Source organism: Serratia myotis, from assembly GCF_027474885.1.
GTDB lineage: Bacteria > Pseudomonadota > Gammaproteobacteria > Enterobacterales > Enterobacteriaceae > Serratia > Serratia proteamaculans.
Genome location: NZ_CP099707.1, coordinates 3,710,347 through 3,726,169, shown reverse-complemented (window position 1 = coordinate 3,726,169; position 15,823 = coordinate 3,710,347). Strand labels below are relative to the sequence as shown.

The 15,823-nt window shown below is 55.2% G+C and carries 13 protein-coding genes; 4 read left to right on the top strand and 9 right to left on the bottom strand.

What is annotated here, in order from left to right:
- Positions 1-45: 45 nt before the first annotated feature.
- The 5 genes from NHG65_RS17690 to puuR form a co-directional block, all read right to left on the bottom strand.
- The gene (locus NHG65_RS17690) at positions 46-2,040 is read right to left on the bottom strand and encodes a ligand-gated channel protein (RefSeq protein ID WP_499182501.1); all 1,995 of its coding nucleotides are present in this window, start codon (positions 2,038-2,040) and stop codon (positions 46-48) included.
- Positions 2,041-2,300: 260 nt separating this feature from the next.
- A complete protein-coding gene (locus tag NHG65_RS17685) occupies positions 2,301-3,296 on the bottom strand; it encodes an ABC transporter permease (RefSeq protein WP_261416711.1) in 996 nt (331 codons plus the stop codon).
- On the bottom strand, positions 3,293-4,804 hold the full coding sequence (locus tag NHG65_RS17680; protein ID WP_499182500.1) for a sugar ABC transporter ATP-binding protein: 1,512 nt from the start codon (positions 4,802-4,804) through the stop codon (positions 3,293-3,295). The genes NHG65_RS17685 and NHG65_RS17680 overlap by 4 nt, the downstream gene beginning before the upstream one ends.
- Positions 4,805-4,927: 123 nt before the next feature.
- Positions 4,928-6,208, bottom strand: coding sequence for an NAD(P)/FAD-dependent oxidoreductase (locus tag NHG65_RS17675; RefSeq protein WP_499182499.1), 1,281 nt, complete (start codon positions 6,206-6,208; stop codon positions 4,928-4,930).
- 20 nt (positions 6,209-6,228) lie between these two features.
- Entirely contained in the window at positions 6,229-6,786 is a 558-nt protein-coding gene (gene puuR, locus NHG65_RS17670) for an HTH-type transcriptional regulator PuuR (RefSeq protein ID WP_099063741.1), read from the bottom strand.
- A 394-nt stretch (positions 6,787-7,180) separates the two neighbouring features.
- On the opposite strand from puuR, the gene NHG65_RS17665 reads away from it, so the two are divergent.
- Positions 7,181-8,599 carry a glutamine synthetase family protein gene (locus tag NHG65_RS17665; protein ID WP_099063742.1) on the top strand — a complete coding sequence of 473 codons (1,419 nt, stop codon included), beginning with the start codon at positions 7,181-7,183 and terminating at the stop codon, positions 8,597-8,599.
- 534 nt (positions 8,600-9,133) lie between these two features.
- Entirely contained in the window at positions 9,134-10,501 is a 1,368-nt protein-coding gene (locus NHG65_RS17660; RefSeq protein WP_099063743.1) for an APC family permease, read from the top strand.
- A gap of 200 nt (positions 10,502-10,701) precedes the next feature.
- On the opposite strand, the gene sbcB is transcribed toward NHG65_RS17660, so the two are convergent.
- From sbcB to NHG65_RS17645, 3 genes are all read right to left on the bottom strand, one after another.
- Complete coding sequence (sbcB, locus tag NHG65_RS17655) at positions 10,702-12,129, bottom strand: exodeoxyribonuclease I (RefSeq protein ID WP_499182498.1); 1,428 nt, start codon at positions 12,127-12,129, stop codon at positions 10,702-10,704.
- Between the two features lie 91 nt (positions 12,130-12,220).
- On the bottom strand, positions 12,221-12,412 hold the full coding sequence (locus NHG65_RS17650) for a DNA polymerase III subunit theta (protein WP_099063745.1): 192 nt from the start codon (positions 12,410-12,412) through the stop codon (positions 12,221-12,223).
- Between the two features lie 76 nt (positions 12,413-12,488).
- Complete coding sequence (locus NHG65_RS17645) at positions 12,489-12,698, bottom strand: hypothetical protein (RefSeq protein ID WP_099063746.1); 210 nt, start codon at positions 12,696-12,698, stop codon at positions 12,489-12,491.
- A gap of 257 nt (positions 12,699-12,955) precedes the next feature.
- On the opposite strand from NHG65_RS17645, the gene NHG65_RS17640 reads away from it, so the two are divergent.
- Positions 12,956-14,065, top strand: a complete 1,110-nt coding sequence (locus NHG65_RS17640) for an SDR family oxidoreductase (protein ID WP_499182497.1) — start codon at positions 12,956-12,958, stop codon at positions 14,063-14,065.
- A gap of 32 nt (positions 14,066-14,097) precedes the next feature.
- Here the strand turns inward: NHG65_RS17640 and NHG65_RS17635 are convergent, their stop codons facing one another.
- Complete coding sequence (locus NHG65_RS17635) at positions 14,098-14,844, bottom strand: S24 family peptidase (protein ID WP_099063748.1); 747 nt, start codon at positions 14,842-14,844, stop codon at positions 14,098-14,100.
- Positions 14,845-15,048: 204 nt separating this feature from the next.
- On the opposite strand from NHG65_RS17635, the gene NHG65_RS17630 reads away from it, so the two are divergent.
- Entirely contained in the window at positions 15,049-15,816 is a 768-nt protein-coding gene (locus NHG65_RS17630) for an N-acetylmuramoyl-L-alanine amidase (RefSeq protein ID WP_219016642.1), read from the top strand.
- The last annotated feature ends 7 nt before the right edge of the window (positions 15,817-15,823 follow it).

Sequence of the window (15,823 nt, the reverse complement as noted above, 5' to 3'; positions counted from 1 at the left end):
GTGACAAAAAGGGCGCGCAGTTTGAAGTGCGCGCCCGGTGTGGCATCAGAAGTTGTAAGTCATGCCGACGGTGTAGCGGCGACCATCCAGTACGGTGTTGTAGTGATCGTAATCCACGGTTTTGTCGAGGATGTTGTAGACCCCACCGGTAACCTGCAGGTTTTTATTGGCCTTATAGCTCAGACCGGCGTCGACAAAGGTGTAAGACGGCGTGCTCTTGGCCATTGAGGTACGGCTTAAATAATCTGAAGTCTTGCTGCGGAAGTTCACGCGTGACCACAGGCTGACGTCTTGTGTGGCCTGCCAATCCAGCACGCTGTTAACCATATGTTTCGGCATCTGGTTCAGCGGCTTGCCCTGGAAATCTCCGCTTTTCTGTTCGGACGAGGTATAGGTGTAGTTGGTGGTCCACTCCCAGTCCTTGGTGATTTCCCAGCCGAAGGTGGCCTCTACGCCGCGCATATTGGCTTTATCAACGTTAGTGCGGTCACTGATAAAGTAGTAAGGCGTATTGCCGATCATGCATTGTGCGTCGCCATCACCGCTGTCACAGCGACGGACTTCGGTGATCTTGTCTTTGAAGTCGGTGTTGAACAGGGTTACGCCGGCGTTCAGGCCCTGTTGGTTATCCCACATCACGCCGATCTCTTCGCTCAGGCTTTTCTCTGGCTGCAGATCCGGGTTGCCGATAATGATTGAGGTGCGCCCACCACCGGTGATTTGCCCCCAGTTGGCAGAGGATTGGCGCAGGTCTGGTGACCGGTAGCCGGCGGAAACGCCGCCTTTCAGGGTAAATTGCTCGGTCAGGTGCCAGACGCCGTACATGCGCGGTGTCCAGTGGTTGCCGTAGTTCTGGTCCTGATCCATACGGATGCCGCTGGTCAGGCTGAAGTCGTTGGTCATCGCCCATTCGTCTTCGGCAAACAGCGCCCAGCTCCAACGGGTCAGCTTATTCAAGTCATCTGCCGCTGCCAACTGATTGCCTTCGTCACTCAATTTTTCGTAACGGTATTGACCACCCAGGCTCAGCATATGGGCGCCGAGATCAAACTGGGTTTGGGTATTGAGGATGGTGTTATACATCTTCATGTTGCGGCCCGGGTTATTGTTTTCTTCGTGCTGAATGTAACTGGTGGTGTTGCCGAAGTCGTAATAACCGTTATGCGTTAGTGCATAGTTGGTGCGGGCGTAAAGGCTGTCACTGGCGGTGTTTGACGTACATTTGTTATTGCGGCAGTTTTCGGCCGCCATGGATTGACCCGGCGTGCTGTTACGGTCCTGCAGCGAGCGGCCAACTTCAAAATCGAATTCGTTTTTATCATCCGGTGTCAGGCTAAACACCGCGGTGCCGCTGCGCATGCGCTGTTCGTTAAAACCGTTGAGGATTTGGTCCTCGGCACGACGCGACAGCAGACCGTTGACCCGCAGGCCCAACAGGCCTTCAATCAGCGGGCCGGAGGCGTAGGCGTTGGTCTGGAAAATATCGCCGGAGTCACTGCGTTCCTGGAAGGTGGCGTCGCCGTGCAGAGAGCCTTTCCATTCGGTTCTGGAGGTCTTGCGGGTGATCACGTTGATCACGCCGCCCATGGCGTCGGAACCATACAGCGATGACATAGGGCCACGTACTACTTCGATGCGTTCGATGGCTTCCAGCGGTGGCAACCAACCCTGTTCGATGCCGGAGTTATCGCTGTTCGGGCGAGTGCCACGCGTGTCCACGCGTTTGCCATCTACCAGAATCAGGGTGTATTTGGAGGACATGCCGCGGATGCTGATATCGCTGCTGCTGGCCCCGCCGGTGACTACCACGCCCGGCACGTCTTTTAATGCGTCGGTGACGTCGCGATAGGCTTTGTCTTCAATCTGCTGGCGTGGGATCACCGAGATAGAGGCTGCGGAATCCTGGATCCGTTGCTGGAAACCGGAGGCGGTCACCACCATGGTGTCCTGTGCATCATCTTGTGGTGCGGCGAACACGCCGGCGCTGCCGAGTGAGGCAATAATCAGTGCGGTAAGCTGGTTATAACGTGGCTTTTCCATGAGGCAAACCTTTCCTGGTCTGATGTAAATCGACAAAGTGTCGTTTTAACGATTTGAATAATAAGTAGAAGCGACCTCCATCGTAGTGGAGATCGTCATTCCGTCAGTATTTCGTCAGGCCATTGTAAGGATTTCAAATAAAATGTAAACGCAAATGATAATTCGTATCATTTGTATACTTATAAAAGGAAAGGGGATATGACGAAGAAATTGATGAATGGCAGGAAAAAACCGGCGCAGCAGGGCGTGCGCCGGGGAGATCAGCGTTTCTGGATGTAGGTGATAGCCAGCGCCAGGGCCAGCACCAGGCCTTTGATAATGTCCATCGCGTAGTAGGGGACGGAGAGCATCACCAGGCCGTTTTGCAGCACGCCGAGGATCACCGCGCCGACCAGCGTGCCAAGCGCGTTAGGTTTGCCGGAGCCGGCCAACGAAAAACCAATGTAGGCGGCGGCAACCGCATCCATCAGATAACCGCTGCCGGCATTCACCTGCGAAGAACCAATACGTGACGCCAGCAGTATGCCGCCAAGCGAGGCCAGCAGGGCAGAAATGACATAAGCCGCAACCCTGTAACGTACGGTGCGGATACCCGAAAGGCGTGCCGCCTCCGGGTTACCGCCGATGGCATACATACGACGGCCATGCTTGGTCAGCGACAGGAACAGCTGCACCACAACAGTGACTGCCAGCATAATCAGCACGATCACCGGTACCTGGCCCAGTGACGAGAAGATCTCCGGGATCAGGCCTTCCGCTATATCGCCGTTCGGCAGCAGCATATTTTGGGTGATGGATCCGCCGTAGCTGTAGGTCATCGCCACGCCCTGGATCACAAACAGGCTGGCCAGCGTCGCCAGCATATCGGGGATTTTCAGCACCACGATCAGGAAAGCGTTAAACAGCCCGACCAGCGTGCAAATCAGCAATGTCAGTACAATCGCGCCGGTGGTCCCGAAGCCGTACCAAACAAACAGCGAAACCACCAGGGCGTTAGCCAGCGAGGCGGTGGAACCGACGGAAAGGTCGAAACCGCCGACCGACAGCGAAATGGAGACCCCGATGGCGATCACCGTGACGATGGCAATTGAGCGTAAAATATTGATGATGTTATTGGGATCGAGGAAGTTGTCCGACGCGAGTCCGAACAGGGCGATCAGCGCGACAACGGTGAGTAACATCCCCCATTTGTAGAGAAACTCAAACAGCTGATGGCGCCAGGGTTGCGCATTCTGCAGGGATAATTCTTTACTCACGCTGGGGTTCCTCCGGTGGAATACAGTAATAGGGTTTCTTCATCAATCTCGGCGGCGTTAAGCTCCGCCACTACTCGGCCATCCCACAGCACGCAGATGCGATCGCATAAACCGACCAGTTCGGAGAACTCGCCGGAAGCATAGATAATGCCTTTACCGTCGCGTGCCAGGCCGTCGATCAGGGTGAACAGCTCCTGTTTGGCCTTGATATCCACGCCCTTGGTCGGCTCATCGAAAATCAGTACTTTGGCGTCGCCGCGTAACCATTTGCCAATGGCGACTTTTTGCTGGTTGCCGCCCGACAGCCTGGCCAGCCGCTGTTGCGGGCCAGAGGCACGGATATTCAGGCGCTGCATGATATCCCGCGCCCAGCGCAGTTCCTGACGGCGGCTGAACAGGCTCCAGCGTGAGAAGCTTTCGTCGGCGCTGACGCTCAGGTTCATCGGGATGGCTTCATCAATAAAAATGCCTTCTTTGCGCCGTTCTTCCGGCACCAGCGCCAGCCCTTGTTCAACGCTGAGGTGCGGCGCACGCGGGGCCCAGGGCTTGCCCAGCAGTTCGCCCCGTTCAACCCGGGCTGCTGAGGCACCAAACAGCGCCTTGCACAGCTCGGTTTTGCCTGCACCGGCCAGCCCGGCAATACCGAGGATTTCCCCCTGATGCAGCCTTAGCGTGACGTCACGCAACTTGTGGCGATCGTTCAGACCTTCCACCTGCAACAGTGGACGGGCACCGTGCGGTGGGCGCGGCGGCGGGAAGATGTCGTCCAACTGATGGCCGAGCATTTTTTCGACAATCTGTTCGCCGCTCAGCCCCTGCATGGCGTCTTCGCTGACGTGGCGGCCATCGCGCAGTACCGTCAGGCGGTCGCAGATTTCGCTCAGCTCATGAATGCGGTGGGAAATAAACACCACGCCGATGCCTTCGGACTTAAGACGGCGCACCACGCGGAACAGACGTTCACTTTCAGCGCGATCAAGCGGGGCGGTGGGTTCATCGAGCACCAGGAAGCGGCAACGGTGGGACAGCGCACGGGCCAGCAGCACCTGCTGTTTTTCCGCCAATGTGCAGTCCGCCAATCGTTGACGAAGGTTAATGGTCAAATCCAGCTGGGTCAGTAACTGTGCCGCCTGGCGATACAGTTGCGCCCAGTTCAGCAGATGGCCCGGCTGGTTCAGCCAGTCGAGCATGATATTTTCCGCCACCGACAGCGTGGGGATCAGCGCCACATCCACTTCCTGCTGCACCACGTGGATCCCGTGCTGACGCGCCTGCAGCGGCGAATGAATATCCACTTTTTGGCCGTCGATAAAGATCTCACCACGGTAATGGTTGTGCGCGCCGGAAAGTATTGCCATCAGCGTGGATTTTCCTGCGCCATTAGCGCCGACCAGCGCATGGGTAGAGCCGCCCTGCAGGGTGAAGTCAACGTTTTGCAGGGCGTTGAAGCCGGCAAAGGCGATCGAGATATTGCGCATCTCGAGGCGTGAGGGCGTAGGGATTGGCATAGTGTGATTAAAAGACGTTTAGGTGTTTAGATGGCTAAAGTAAGTCTTTTGTAACACAGATTGCGATTTCCGCAACAAACTAAATGGCATAACTGAGATCAAAAAAATCTGGTCGGGCAGGCACTAGAACCCCAGCCGGTCACGCAACGCATAGTAGGCCGCGCCGAGGGCGGTGAAGGGGACGCGCAACTGGCGGCCACCCAAAAAAGGCAGGTGCGGCAATTTGGCGAAGGCGTCAAAGCGTTCGGCATCGCCGCGCAGCACTTCGGCGATCAGCTTGCCCGCCAAATGCGTGCTGGTCACGCCATGACCGCTGTCGCCCTGCATGTAATAGACGTTATTCTCCAGCCGACCAAACTGCGGCATGCGTGACAGCGTCAGCAGGAAGTTGCCACTCCAGCGGTAATCAATCCGCACCCGTTTCAGTTGCGGGAAAGTCTTCAATAGCTTGGGCAGGATTAACGCGTCGATATCGGCAGGGTCGCGGGCGCCATACACCACGCCACCGCCATACAGCAGGCGGTTGTCGGCGGTCAGGCGAAAGTAATCCAGCAGGTAATTGCAGTCTTCGACACAGAAATTATTGGGCAGCAGCGACAGCGCCATGTCACTGGACAATCGCTCGGTGGCGAGAATTTGTGAGCCGCAGGGCATGCTTAAGCGGCTAAGGCGGGGTTCGAGTTGCTCACCGAGGTAGGCGTTGCCGGCAATAATCACAAAGTTGGCGCTGACCAACCCCTGGGCAGTGTGCACCCTGACCGTTTCACCGTAGTCAATGCGCGTGGCGGCAGATTGTTCGAACAGTCGCCCGCCGTGACGGCGTACCGCCTCGACTTCACCCAGCGCCAGATTGAGTGGATGCAGATGGCCGCCGTTGCGATCCAACAGCCCGCCGACGTAACGCTCGCTGGCAATCTCACGGCGAATAGCCTGCTGATCCAGCCATTCCAATTGGTGATTGCCATAGCGCTGCCAGCGGACCTGTTGCTGCTGCAGCTCATGACGTTGTTTTGGATTCAGAGCGGCGAAGATGCCGCCGGGACGGTAGTCGCAGGCGATGGCGTATTGATCGATGCGCCGGCGGATAATCTCCGCCCCTTCGAACATCATGCTGCCCAGCATCGCTGCGGTATCCGCGCCATAGCGCGCTTCGATCACATCGATATCACGACTGTAGGAGTTGACTACCTGACCCCCGTTGCGACCGCTGGCGCCCCAGCCGATGCGGGCGGCTTCCAGCAGTACCACATCGTAACCGGCCTCAACCAAATGCAACGCCGACGACAGGCCGGTAAAGCCGCCGCCAATAATGCAGACGTCGCAGCGGACCGGCCCGTTCAGCGCCGGACAGGGCGCGAACGGGTTGGCGGTAGCGGCATAATAACTGGCGACATGTTCCTGCATAACGCCTCCGCCCCTAGGGGTCAGAAGGTGGTGGGGGTATGTGCGCTGACGATGCGGCAGACGCGCGCCGAGGTATTGCTGAAACTGTGGGGAATGCCGGTGTTAATCGCATAGCTCTGGCCGGCGCTCAGGCAGTGGGTCTGGCCGTTGATGGTCAGCATGATCTCGCCTTCCAGCAGGGTGCCAATCTCCTCGCCCTGGTGCTTGATCTTCTCTCCGGTGGTGGTGCCGGGTTGATAGGTTTCCAGCATCATTGCCAGATTGCGCGTTGGGTTGCCGTTGTGCACCAGCTTCATCGACACGCCCTGGCTGCCGATCTCGATCAGATCTTCGGCCTCGATCACCACTTTGGGTTCATTGGCGGTCTCAGGCTCGGCAAAGAATGCCGACAGCGACAGCCCGTAAACCTTCAGCAACTTTTGCAGCGTACTGATGGCCGGACTGACCTTGTCCTGCTCGATAGTGCTGATTGCGCTGTGGGTTAACCCGGACAGTTCGGCGACCCGGCGCTGCGACAAACCCAATTGCAGACGGATCTGTGACAGGCGCTTGCCTGGTGCCAAGCTGACTTCGCTCATAGCGGTACTTCCTTCTGGTAGGGACGACAGGCAGAAATGAATATCGGTGTCAGGTGCCTGTCTGAGTGAGTTCGACACAGCATGATATCGGTAGTTGTGACCGATATGGAAAATATATTGCCCATGACCACCCCCATTCTGGCGGACGAAATTCTGTACACAAAAAGGCAGTTAACGCCTTTTCGGTCAATATTTTATCAATTTAGCAGTCGGTGGCGAATAATCAAACAGGATTGTAACATTTGCAAACCATTTGTGTTAAGGCTATGTTTCATATTATGGATGTTATTTTGAGCGCCCATTCTGGCGCAGTCTACAGAGAAATCAGACCATGTGTTGAACCTATCGGCAGGCGAACGCAAGCGCGTTCTCAGAGCATAATGGCGGGTGATGTATGCAAACCAATATCGCAGCAGTTGAAAATTTTGCACAGCATAATGAAGAGAGGCGAAGTAGCGCGTTCCAACGTGAGGTTGCTCACTATTTGGAACGCCATCCCTCAACGCAGTATATCGATATCCTTCTCACTGACCTGAATGGTTCCTTCCGCGGTAAACGTATTCCCGTCTCCGGACTGAAAAAATTGGAAAAAGGCTGTTACTTCCCCGCCTCGGTATTCGCTATGGATATTTTGGGCAACGTGGTGGAAGAGGCAGGCCTGGGCCAGGAACTGGGTGAGCCGGACCGCGTTTGTCTGCCGGTGCTCGGTTCGCTGACGCCGTCAGCGGCGGACCCGGATAATATCGGTCAGGTATTGCTGACCATGCTGGATGAAGATGGCACTCCCTTTGACGTTGAACCCCGTAATGTCCTGAATCGAGTGTGGCAGGCGTTGCGCCAGCGCGGCATGTTCCCGGTGGTAGCGGTAGAGTTGGAGTTCTATCTCATTGATCGACAGCGAGACTCAGAGGGGTATTTGCAGCCACCCTGTGCGCCCGGTACCCAGGAGCGCAATATGCAGAGCCAGGTTTACTCGCTGGATAACCTGAATCATTTCGCCGAGGTGTTAAACGACATCGACAGCCTGGCGCAGATGCAGGGCTTGCCGGCGGACGGCGCAGTAGCGGAGGCCTCACCCGGCCAGTTCGAGGTGAACCTGAAGCATACCGATAACGTGCTGCTGGCCTGTGACCATGCGCTGGGGCTGAAACGTCTGGTGCGAATGGTGGCGGAAAACCATCACTTGCACGCCACCTTTATGGCTAAACCTTATGAAGAATACGCCGGTAGCGGCATGCACGTGCATATCAGCATGCTCGACGGCAACGGTAACAACCTGTTCGCGCAAGCGGACGGCGAAGACTCGACGTTGCTGCATCGTGCGCTGGCCGGGATGATCACCTTAATGCCGGCCTCCATGGCGCTGCTGGCACCCAATATTAACGCCTTCCGTCGTTTTCAGCCGGGCATGTATGTGCCTACCCAGGCATCCTGGGGACACAACAACCGCACCGTTGCGCTGCGTATTCCCTGCGGCGAGCAGGAGAATCATCGGGTGGAATACCGCGTTGCGGGCGCCGATGCCAATCCTTATCTGGTGGTGGCGGCGATACTGTCAGGTATTCTTTACGGGCTGGACAACGAACTGCCATTACCTGAGCCGGTGACCGGCAACGGGCTGGAGCAGGAAGGGCTGCCGTTCCCGATCCGCCAAAGCGATGCGCTGTATGAATTTGAGCATCAGCACGAACTGACGCAGTATCTCGGCGAACGTTTCGCGCATGTTTATCACGCCTGCAAAATGGATGAACTGATGCAGTTCGAGCGGCTGGTGACGGAAACCGAGATCGACTGGATGTTGAAAAATGCCTGAGGGGGCGTAAACTGAGCGTCATTAAGTTGATCGGTGAAAGTGAAGATAGCGGATTAATTCACCCGTAAGGGCGCTTTTCCGAACGATCGCGAAAAGAATTTGTTTAACAGGCCTTCCTGATCTTGTCATCAGGAGGGTTTCTGGTGCAAAATATCCCTAATGCAGATAGCCGACGTTTTAACGCGTCGGTTATTTTTTTTGCATTTGTGTTCTACAAACTGTGCGTTTCATACACCAAGCGAGGCCGGACACCGATCCGGATAGATAAATAGTTTCGTGCGCGATCAAATAAAACTTTATGGTCGTGACTCATGAGGATAAGAAAGATGGGGCAATTTTTCACTTTAGCACCGGTGCCCGCCGGTTTCCGCTGCGGTCGCAGCGATTATGGAGCAGCCAAGGCCGCCTTGACTCGTTATCCAGCTTCCAATCCCCTTCTTTTTGAATTCAGTCGCAAGTTGCGAAGTTTCCCCGCAACCTTAAGTCTTGGCGTGTCTACGCTCCGCAAGGCTGAAGGTAAGGGGGGGCTGCGTCATGTCCGATAACATCATCAGCGCCGCTCCGGCTCAACGCGCACAGCTGCGTAAAACCCTGACTTTAGTTCCGGTAGTGATGATGGGGCTGGCTTATCTGCAGCCAATGACCATCTTCGATACCTTTGGCATCGTATCCGGCCTGACCGATGGCCACGTCGCCACTGCGTACGCCTTTGCTCTGCTGGCGGTACTGTTTACCGCACTGAGCTACGGCAAACTGGTACGGAAATTCCCGTCCGCCGGTTCTGCCTATACCTATGCCCAGAAGGCCATCAGCCCGCACGTCGGCTTTATGGTGGGCTGGTCCTCACTGCTGGACTACCTGTTCATGCCGATGATCAACATTCTGTTGGCCAAAATTTACCTGGAAGCCATCTTCCCGGGTGTGCCTTCGTGGATCTTCGTGGCGGCACTGGTCGCGCTGATGACAGTGTTCAACCTGCGCGGCATCAAGCTGGTGGCGAACCTGAACTCCATTATCGTGGTGGTGCAGGTAGCGATCATGATCGTGTTCCTGTTCCTGGTGGTGAATGGCATTTCGCATGGTGAAGGTGCCGGTACGCTGATCAGCAGCCGTCCGTTCTGGTCTGAAGGTGCGCATGTGGTGCCGATGATTACCGGTGCGACCATTCTGTGCTTCTCGTTCCTCGGTTTTGATGGCATCAGTTCGCTGTCTGAAGAAACCAAAGACGCGGAGAACGTGATCCCGAAAGCCATCTTCCTGACGGCGTTGATCGGCGGCGTTATCTTTATCGTGGTGTCTTACTTTGTACAGTTGTACTTCCCGGACATTTCACGCTTTAAAGATCCTGACGCGTCTCAGCCGGAAATCATGCTGTACGTGGCCGGCAAGTTCTTCCAGTCGGTGATCCTGGTGTTCTCTTGTGTGACCGTACTGGCTTCCGGCATGGCATCGCACGCCGGTGTTTCGCGCCTGATGTATGTGATGGGTCGTGACGGCGTATTCCCGGAGCGTTTCTTCGGTTATGTGCACCCGAAATGGCGTACCCCGGCACTGAACGTGCTGTTGGTTGGCGTGATTGCGTTGTCTGCGGTGTCGTTTGATCTGGTGACGGCAACGGCGTTGATTAACTTCGGTGCGCTGGTGGCGTTCACCTTCGTGAACCTGTCGGTGATCTCGCAGTTCTATATTCGCGACAAGCTGAACCGTACCGTTAAAGACACCTTTAACTACCTGATCCTGCCAATTATGGGCGCGCTGACCGTGGGTGCACTGTGGCTGAATCTGGAAGCCAGCTCAATGACGCTGGGCCTGGTGTGGGCGGCAATTGGCCTGATTTACCTGGCCTTTGTGACCCGCAGCTTCCGCCTGCCGGTACCACAGGCTAGCGAAGACCTGGCCTAAGTCTTAACAGGTATGTGCATTAAAAAGGGCGCCTCGGCGCCCTTGATTGATGGCAAACACCCGAAAAACGTGGTTTTCGGATGTTTGGGGTAAATCGTAAGACAGAATTCTTTGTTTTTATTAGTAATAAATCTATTACTTTAGTCACCGGGAACTTTGTCAGCAGTTTTAGGGCGCTTCGGCGCCCTTTGTTGTTTTTGTCAGCCGACCAATTCTTTGCCGTACTCAAACAGCGCTTTCAATAGCGCGGTCTTTTCCTGATCGCCTTCATGCAGGTTATACAGCGACTCCAGTTGCAGGACATAGCTCTGCACCCGTTCGGCGCTCAGGGCTTCCTGACGATGCTGTAACCAGCGGCGTTGTTCGGCGTCATCCAGCGTATTGGGGTAGTTGCGGGCACGGAAACGGAACAGCAACTCCTTCATGCGGCTATCGCTGAAGGTCAGATCCAGCGCCGGCAGGTTCTGCGGTTTGGTCTGCTGAATAATCTTCATCGCCGCCTTGTCGGCATCGCTGAAGAAACCGTCGTACAGCCGCGCATCGACATCATCAGACCCCTTGAAAGGCTCGGCTTCGGCGAACAGCGCGACGACTTTTTCACGCACTTGCGGATGCTGGCGCAACAACTGCAGGTTTTGCAGGCAGGCCTGACGATCGATACCCAGCCGCTCGGCGTTTTCCGGCAGCAGGGTTTTGGCCGGTGCCAGCACCGGACATTTATTGATATGCACCAGTTTGATTGGGACTGGCGACTGTCCGGGGGCCAGATCGTCGCGGCGGGTATACAGCCGTTCACGCAGCTCGTCGGCGCTCAGCGTCAGCAGCGGCGTCATATCGCCGGCCAGATCGCACATGATCACCGCGTTCTTGTTATCCGGGTGCCAGGACAGCGGCGAGACCCAACTGGTGTTGCCGCGTGCGGCCCCGAACATGCCTGAAACGTGCACCAGAGGTGTCATTTCTGCAATGTCGATCAGGGCGTTCAGCTTATGCTTGTTGCGGTGCTGCAGCAGGAAATCAAACAGCCGTGGCTGCGCCTGTTTAACCAGTTTGGCCATGGCGATGGTGGCGTAGACGTCCGACATGGCGTCATGGGCATGCTCATGTTCGATGCCGTTGGCGCGAGTCAGGTGCTCCAGACGGAAGCTGGGGAAGCCGTCTTCGTTCTCCGGCCAGACGATGCCGTCCGGGCGCAGTGCATAACAGGCTCGCATAACGTCGAGTAAATCCCAGCGTGAGTTGCCGTTCTGCCAGCTGTAGGCATAAGGATCATAGAAGCTGCGGTAGAAAATATTGCGGCTGACTTCGTCATCGAAGCGGATATTGTTGTAACCCAGAATACAGGTGCCGGGCACGCTGAACGCCTGGTGGATCTGACGCGCAAAGTCGGCTTCGTTGACGCCTTTGGCCAGCGCCAGTTGCGGCGTGATACCAGTGATCATCACCGCTTCAGGATCGGGAAGGTAGTCATCGGCCGGGGTGCAGTAGATGACCAACGGCTCTTCGATAATATTGAAATCCGCATCGGTACGCACACCGGCAAACTGCGCCGGGCGGTCCAGCGATGGGCTAATACCGAAGGTTTCGTAGTCGTGAATGTAGAATGTGGCCGGTGCCTTGCTGCTCAAAATCGCATCTCTCACGTGGCGTAGGGAATATGCCTCTATTGTAACGGCGAGATGTACGAGTCGTTAGTGTTAATCACCGAAATGCGCGGCATTACGCACTGCGGTAGTAGTTCAGGCGCAGATGAAAGTAGGGCCGTAGCTCATCGGGTACCTGTTGTTCGGCGTTGGCGGCGTCATTGACGGTAATGCCATAGCGTTCGTTATAAATGACGCTGAGGGCCAGTAAATCGACTTCAACTTTTTCACGTTCTGCTTGCGGTAAGCTATCCAGCTTTCGACCCATATTATTCTCCCTGTGAATCATAGGGCATCATAGGATCCTTGGCCGCGCTTGTCCCTACCCCATTCTGGGGGGAGTCTCAAGAAGTCGGCGACTTTGCCTGGAGAGCGTGGCTTGGCGCGGCAGTACCATGATTATGCTGAACATATCGGGCGGCAAAATCCTGCTGGCTTTGCAGATTAGCGCGCTCGAAGGCCTCATGGGCCGAGAAAACACTGCCGATCACCGCCAGCCAGAAAACGCTGCACAGGACCAGGATGCCCAGCCAGACTTTTTGGTTATAGCTCATAAATACTCCTGATGAGTAAAGGTAATAACATTCACCAGGGAATTAAATCAGAGTTAATATCAATGCAATGTCAACGGACCGGTTTATTTCGGTTTGTTTTTTATTAATGTGTTACCAAATACCGCTGCGATGTTTCAAGATATTCCTTAAGATAATATTAAGAAAAGATAAATAGGTGCCACTGAGTTTTATTTAATATCCGTTTAATTACTTCCCCCTACAATCAGCAGCATTCAATACCAATGTGGACACCTATTATGAAAACTCTGCTGTTGACCGGCGCTACCGGCTTCCTCGGTGGTGCAGTGCTCGAGAAATTATTGAAAGAAAATCAGGCGATTAACTATCTTCTGTTGGTGCGAGCTGACAATGCACAGCAGGGGCTGGAACGTATTCGCCAGAATATGGAAAAGTTTAATATTGATGCCGATTTATTCTCGAAGATCACGATAGAAAATATATTGTTGGGCGACTTAAGTGAGCCAGCTGACTTTTTAGCGGACACACGAATTAACAATGTAACGCACGTTATCAATTGTGCCGCCGTTGCGTCATTTGGCAATAACCCACTTATTTGGAAGGTTAATGTTGAGGGCACACTGGCCTTTGCCAAAAGAATGGCGCAGGTCTCTGGATTAAAACGTTTCCTGCACGTGGGCACCGCCATGTCTTGTGCGCCGGAACCGGGTTCACTGGTAGCGGAAAGCGGCGAGTTTGAAGCAACCGCCGAGCATCTGGTGGAATACACCCGTTCCAAATCGACTATCGAACAGCTGATGCGTCAGCACTGCCCGCAGCTGCCACTGGTGATTGCCCGTCCATCGATTGTGGTGGGGCATACTCGCCTGGGCTGTCAGCCTTCCAGCAGCATTTTCTGGGTGTTCAGCATGGCGCTGATGCTGCGTAAGTTTATGTGTTCGCTGCAGGATAATATCGACGTGATCCCGGTCGACTACTGTGCCGATGCGATGGTGATGCTGCTAAACAGCGAAACGCTGGAGAATGACGTTTATCATATCTCCGCCGGTGAAGAGAGCAGCGTCAGCTTTGCAGATATTGACCGTGCGATTGCCGCCGCGCTGGAAAAACCGCCGCTAGGCGATCATTACGCGCAGGTCAGTTACGAAGCGCTGTTGAAAATGCGCAAACAGCTGAAGGATATTTTCGGGCCTTGTAACGAGCGACTGATGCTGAAGGCGATGCGCCTGTATGGATCTTTCGCCATGCTTAACGTGCGTTTCAGCAATGACAAAATCCTTAAGCTGGGCATGCCGAAGCCGCCGCGCTTTACCGACTATATCGACTGTTGCGTGCAGTCCACCCAGGGATTATCGATCCAGCAGCAGATGGTGGTCGATTTTAAATAACAGCAAGGCGCCAACCCACGGCGCCCGGCTGATTACCAGGACGACGACGACCAGAAAACGCGGCCCAGCACCACCAGTTGGTCTTTGCGCTGCGGATAACTCAGGTGTTCGTCCTGGTATTCTTCCCGGTTCAGGGAGCGAATAGTGACACCGCCGTCGGGCTGTTCGATCAACACTTTTACCCGCAGCAGATTACCGTGCCGAATGGCGTAGGTTTTGCCTTCGCGAATGCGGATGTCATCGGTATTAATCCCCACCACATCGCCGTCTTGCAGACGCGGTTCCATGCTGGAGCCGGAAATGCGGATGATGCGCGCGGCATTCACCGCCACCCCCATCTTGTGCAGATAGTAGCGACGGAAGATCAGCGAAAACTCTTCACGATCGACGATTTCATAACAGCCGTCGCCGGCAGAAAAATTGATATCCAGCAGCGGGATTTCCACAAACTCTTCCTTGTCCTGTTCGGTGTCTTCCCATACCACCGGCTTCAGGCGGGCTGGTTGAAAGTCCGACTCTGCCGCCACGTTATCAAACGGGCGCACCAACTCTTTTTCATGGAAAACGTCAAACCAGCCCTTGGGCAGATTCAGTTTAGCCTCGATCCGTCTGGCGAGATTATCACCCAGGTTACGGGAGGACTTTTCACCGCTGATTTGGCTCAGCGTAGGCGAAGAGGACTCAACCAGCACCGCAAATTCGTTCTGGTTAACACCCTGGCGGGCGTAGCTGGCCATCAGCTCGCGCAAATTATTGCGTCTTATTTCTTTGGTTTCCATTGTCGGATGATCGCACTCTTTAGCAAAAAGGTAAATATTGCTTTCACTAAATATTTCTTGCTTTAACTTTAGCAATTAGCTAAACATTAACGGGTGGACAAGGTCCACGAAGGCATTGTAGGGTCGCTGCATGGTGCGACCGCTTGAGCGGGAAGGATCCTGCAATGACTGTGGTACGCAAGTTTAACTAACAAGGAATCTACTATGTTCAGTATGGATTACAACAGCTACCGCTCGGTAGCCAGCTTTGGTCACCGGGTGCGCTTTCTGGTGCTGCATTACACGGCGCAAAACTTCGCCGATTCCGTGCAGTCACTGACCGGCAAGTCGGTCAGCGCCCATTACCTGGTGCCGGATCCGCAAGATCAAAGCTATCAGGCGGCCGGTTTCAGCGGCGTGCGCATTTTTAATCTGGTTGATGAAGTGGAACGGGCCTGGCATGCCGGTGCCAGTCAGTGGGGCACTCGCAATAATCTCAACGATACGTCGATTGGCATCGAGATCGTCAATCTGGCCAGCGGCGATGGCGAAGACATTACCTTCCCGCCGTTTAATCCGCAGCAGATCGCGGCGGTCAGCCAACTGGCACAGAACATCCTGCAGCGCTATCCGGATATCACGCCGGTCAACGTAGTAGCGCATTCCGATATTGCCCCGGGCCGCAAGAGCGATCCCGGCCCGCAGTTCCCCTGGCATCAGCTGTATCTGGCCGGTATCGGCGCCTGGTATGACGAAGCCGTGCAGCAGCGTCACCAGCATGAGTATCAGTGCCATGGTGTACCGGCGCAGCCAGATTTGCTGGCGCTGTTTGCTAAATACGGTTACGACACCTCGGCAGCGACCGATGCCGAAGGCTATCGTCAACTGGTGCGCGCCTTCCAGCTGCATTTCCGTCAACGGCAGTACGACGGGGTGATGGATGTGGAAACCGCCGCCATTTTACGCGCGCTGGTGGATAAATATGCCGCTTAACGCCTGA

Bases quoted from the DNA above. Each gene is read 5' to 3' on its own strand.
- NHG65_RS17690 (WP_499182501.1), bottom strand. From the start codon at position 2,040: ATGGAAAAGCCACGTTATAACCAGCTTACCGCACTGATTATTGCCTCA.
- NHG65_RS17680 (WP_499182500.1), bottom strand. From the start codon at position 4,804: ATGCCAATCCCTACGCCCTCACGCCTCGAGATGCGCAATATCTCGATC.
- NHG65_RS17675 (WP_499182499.1), bottom strand. From the start codon at position 6,208: ATGCAGGAACATGTCGCCAGTTATTATGCCGCTACCGCCAACCCGTTC.
- puuR (WP_099063741.1), bottom strand. From the start codon at position 6,786: ATGAGCGAAGTCAGCTTGGCACCAGGCAAGCGCCTGTCACAGATCCGT.
- NHG65_RS17665 (WP_099063742.1), top strand. From the start codon at position 7,181: ATGCAAACCAATATCGCAGCAGTTGAAAATTTTGCACAGCATAATGAA.
- NHG65_RS17660 (WP_099063743.1), top strand. From the start codon at position 9,134: ATGTCCGATAACATCATCAGCGCCGCTCCGGCTCAACGCGCACAGCTG.
- NHG65_RS17650 (WP_099063745.1), bottom strand. From the start codon at position 12,412: ATGGGTCGAAAGCTGGATAGCTTACCGCAAGCAGAACGTGAAAAAGTT.
- NHG65_RS17645 (WP_099063746.1), bottom strand. From the start codon at position 12,698: ATGAGCTATAACCAAAAAGTCTGGCTGGGCATCCTGGTCCTGTGCAGC.
- NHG65_RS17640 (WP_499182497.1), top strand. From the start codon at position 12,956: ATGAAAACTCTGCTGTTGACCGGCGCTACCGGCTTCCTCGGTGGTGCA.
- NHG65_RS17635 (WP_099063748.1), bottom strand. From the start codon at position 14,844: ATGGAAACCAAAGAAATAAGACGCAATAATTTGCGCGAGCTGATGGCC.
- NHG65_RS17630 (WP_219016642.1), top strand. From the start codon at position 15,049: ATGTTCAGTATGGATTACAACAGCTACCGCTCGGTAGCCAGCTTTGGT.